Annotated in this window: 4 protein-coding genes; all 4 read right to left on the reverse strand. The window is 74.4% G+C overall.

The genetic code is table 11. The annotated features are described in order from the left end of the window. On the reverse strand, positions 1-866 hold an 866-nt coding region (locus tag FNQ90_RS18360; protein WP_182607379.1), incomplete at its 3' end, for a coiled-coil domain-containing protein. 140 nt (positions 867-1,006) lie between these two features. After that, a complete protein-coding gene (locus FNQ90_RS18365) occupies positions 1,007-1,507 on the reverse strand; it encodes a DUF3180 domain-containing protein (protein ID WP_143623431.1) in 501 nt (166 codons plus the stop codon). A gap of 144 nt (positions 1,508-1,651) precedes the next feature. Continuing rightward, complete coding sequence (gene folK, locus FNQ90_RS18370; RefSeq protein ID WP_143623429.1) at positions 1,652-2,260, reverse strand: 2-amino-4-hydroxy-6-hydroxymethyldihydropteridine diphosphokinase; 609 nt, start codon at positions 2,258-2,260, stop codon at positions 1,652-1,654. Continuing rightward, entirely contained in the window at positions 2,257-2,616 is a 360-nt protein-coding gene (gene folB, locus FNQ90_RS27565) for a dihydroneopterin aldolase (protein ID WP_143623427.1), read from the reverse strand. Before folB ends, folK begins: the two co-directional genes overlap by 4 nt. Positions 2,617-2,876 lie beyond the last annotated feature (260 nt).

Below are 2,876 nucleotides of genomic sequence, written 5' to 3' on the forward strand. Positions count from 1 at the left end.
GGGATGGGGGCCGGGTCGGGGTCCGCCTCCGACCCGACGGGATCCCCCTCCGGGTTCTCCGGGGTGACGGGGCCACTTGAAGGAGCCCCCGGCACCCGACGGGGCCGGGCGGCGGTACCGAAGAAGTCGAAGCCCTTGCCCCGGAGCCGGCCCCCGGCACGCGAACGCTCCCGGGCCGACCCGTCGGCACCGCCGGTCCGCTCCGCGTCGGCCGTCGCGGAGCCCCGCACGGGCTCGGACGACGCCGTCCGCGGGGTCAGGGAGTTCAGGGCCGACAGCGCCCGCCGGTACAACTCGGCCCCGGGCCCCGGGGCGTCGGAGGTCGCCCCCTCCGTCCCGGCAACGCCCTCGGGGCCGCCGTCGACATCGGCGGGATCACCCGTGTTCCCGGCCGCCCCCTCCAGCACCGGTACCGGACGCGCGGCCTCCAGCGCCAGCCGGCGACGTCCCTCCAGGGCGTGCGCGCGGTCGTTCTCCGCCCGGGCGTACCGGCGCAGCAGATCGGCGTGCTCGCCGCGCAGCCGTCCCAACTCGGCGCGCTTGGCCCGGACCTTCTCCTCCAGGGAGGCCACCAGCTCCTGCGCCTCCTCCAGCTCCGCCTGGCGCTCGTCCAGCCGCCAGGACAGGGCCGCGCCGGCGGCCCGCTCCTTGGCGACCCGCCGGCCCGCCTCGGAGTCCCACGCGCGCAGCAGTATCGCGCCGACCACCGCGGAGAGGGCGGCCAGCACGGCCAACAGCCGCAGCAGCCAGGTGGGGGCGCCCCCCACGAACAGCGCCGTCGCGGCGCACAGCGCCGCGAAGCCGCCCACACCGGCGGGAACCGCCACCCGGTGCAGCGGCGCGTGTCGATGACGTCCACGTGCCATGGCCGAAACCTACCGTGACCCCCGCACATGGGGGAGAGCGTTCGGGGACTGTTCCCCGCCGGTTACCCATCGGATGCCGACCCCACACCCGTCCGCCGATCACGGGCCCCGGGGATCCGCGCCCGTGATCGCCGGAGGCGTCACATCGGGGAACCGAGCGGTCCCCCGTTGCCGTTCTCCTCCGGCTCGTCCCCCCGCAGGCGACAGACCCGCTGCAGGAACAGCGCCGCCGCGCACACGGCCGCCGCCGCCAGCACGGTCAACCCCGCGTACAACGCCTGCTCCCGCCGCGCCGGCACGTCCATGCGTTCCAGCAGCAGGAAGATGCCCAATCCGCAGTACAGGCCCCCCACCAGCGCCGAGACCAGGGCGCTCGCCTGACCGAGCATCACCGACCGGGCGGCGCCCAGCGGATCCACCGGCCGGGCCCCCGGCCGCAGCTCCCGGCGCGCCCGCAACCGGGAACGCAACGACAGCGCCATGGCGAACAGCAGCCCCGCGAGCATCGCGAACACCACCGGCGCGGGCCAGGGGACGGCGGGCAGGGTGCCGCGCGCGTCCCACAACCCCGATCCCGCCCAGGCCAGACCCGTCGCCGCGACGAAGATCAGTACCAACACGCCCACCCGCAGCTGGTTCACCGCAGCCTCACCGTCACCCGCATCCGTCGTGCCGTCACCATGGTCGCCCCGGGTCGCCGGGACCCTCGTCCCGGCACGGAGCCGGCCGAGGCGCCGGTCTTTCCCGGGGCCGTTCCCCCGCTCCTGCCCGGACGCGGGGCGACCTCACCTCGGCAGCACCAACTCCACGTCCTCCCGCCGGGTCACGCCCTGGTCGCCCACCATCGGCAACAGGCCGGCCAGCGCGCCGTGTCCCGGCACCTCACCGTCCGGCTCGATGTCGTGCCAGGGCACCAGCACGAAGGCCCGCTCATGGGCGCGCGGATGCGGCAGCGTCAGCACCGGATCGTCGGAGATCACGCCCTGGTAGGCGACGATGTCCACGTCGATGGTGCGCGGCCCCCACCGTTCGTCACGGATGCGCTCGAACGCCTCTTCGATGGCATGCGCCCGCTCCAGCAACGAGGAGGGGGGAAGGGTGGTGCGCAGCAGCACCACCGCGTTGAAATAGGTCTGCTGGGTGCCCGGCTCCACCCCCCACGGTTCGGTCTCGTACACCGGGGAGACCGCCTTGACCCGCACGCCCGGGGTGTCCTCCAGGGCGTCGATCGCCCCCTGAAGGGTCTCGAGACGATTCCCCAGATTGCTGCCCAGGGAGATCACGGCACGCTGCGGGTTGTGCAGGGTCGAGTCGGCGGCGTCCACCCGGCTCACCACGGAACGCGGTACCGGCTGCACGGTCGGGTCGGGAAACGCGGCACTGTCGGGTGTCATGCTCGGCTCCGCTTGATGGTGATGGTCACGTCGTCGAAGGGCACGGTGATGGGGGCCTGCGGCTTGTGCACGGTCACCTCGACCTCCCGCACCGCCCCGTGGTCCAGGCACCGCGCCGCGATCCGCTCGGCCAGGGTCTCGATGAGGGCGAAGGGCTCACCGGAGACGATCTCCACGACCTCCTGCGCCACGACCCCGTAGTGCACGGTGCGCTCCAGGTCGTCGGCCGCGGCGGCCGGGCGGATGTCGGTGCCCAGCACCACGTCCACCACGAAGGTCTGCCCCAGACTCCGCTCCTCCGGAAGAGCGCCGTGGAATCCCCGGGCACGCAGTCCGCGCAGGGCGATACGGTCCACGATTGCCTCACTCCCTCCGGCCGGACACGGTCCCGGGACGCGACGAGGCGGCCGGGTGCTCTCGCGGGTGGGTCCGGCATGCTGTGCCCGGCAATCTACCGGGGGCCCGTGACACCCCCGGGAACGGGGCCCGGCCCGGCCCGATCCGCCTCCGGCCCGGGGCCGCCCCATACCCGGCCCGGACCCCGCCCATGCACGACGGTCGCATCGGAAACCCGAGAGGTCGGCACAAGATCACCGCCCTCCGGTCACTCCCCGCT

Source organism: Streptomyces alkaliphilus (genome assembly GCF_014141535.1).
Classification (GTDB): domain Bacteria; phylum Actinomycetota; class Actinomycetes; order Streptomycetales; family Streptomycetaceae; genus Streptomyces; species Streptomyces alkaliphilus.